1 pseudogene is annotated in these 899 nt (G+C 60.0%); it reads right to left on the reverse strand.

The features are described 5' to 3' along the window. Window positions 1-899 (reverse strand): annotated as a pseudogene (locus AC1DH9_RS29945) (membrane-targeted effector domain-containing toxin); the annotation flags it as partial.

The raw sequence follows: 899 nt of genomic DNA on the forward strand, positions 1-899 counted from the left end.
GCCCTTGTATTCGTCCGTTGGGAAGGTTGATTATTTTTACGTGGGTTTCTTTTTTACCTAACGCCAGGACGTTGAGCGACCGCCCAGTGGCGGTATCGTACTTCGTCGAGGGCACGCTAAATGATTCCGGTGGTCGGACATGGTCGGGAAACCGGGAATGTCCCGCAACAGCGGTGAGGTCGTCTTTGCCGCCACCCTTTAAACCGGATTTCGGCGTCAGCTCCCACTCGCCCTCGGCATTCAAGCGCACGGGTATCGATCCTGTGGACGCGTATGGGTTTGCCGGGTCGATGATGGCCCAGGTGCCACCGCCATTGATGTCGGCTTCGTAGCGCACGTAATAGGCTGCGTCGTTCATCATGATCGCAGTCGAGGGGGTGGAGTTGAGCGAGTAGATGCCCTGGAACTTGCCGCTGGTGGCAAGCGGCGCCTCACTTTCCAGGATCTCGTTACTTTGCCAGTGCTCCGGTACTTCAAGGTTCTGTGCCGGCTCCGGCTTCAGGGGGATGAACTCTTGAATTTGAGTAACTGCGCTCTCTGAACCGTCGGACACCTCCGGTTCTTGCGCACCGATCGGCTCAGCAGGATTGGTGGCCTCCTGCAGCCTGGCCATTTCGGCGGCTTCAGCGGCCTCGGCCGAAGCGCCGACCTCCTCCAGAACATCGACCTCCTTGAGCAGCGGCAGGTTGAACAGAAGGTTGATGCCATCCAGCACGGCGCCTTTCACGCCTTCCTTGCGCTGGGCCACGGTTTTGCCGTTGACGGCCTTGTCGATGTTCAAGCCCATGGACGCGATGCTGGCTCCAATCACCGGCAGTGCAATCGGCCAACCGAGCAGCGCCAGCGGCCCGAAGACGTGCAGGCCGGCGCTCAGGYAACCCAGCCACATGCCTTTACGC

The sequence above is a fragment of the Pseudomonas sp. 05T35 genome, from assembly GCF_056396605.1.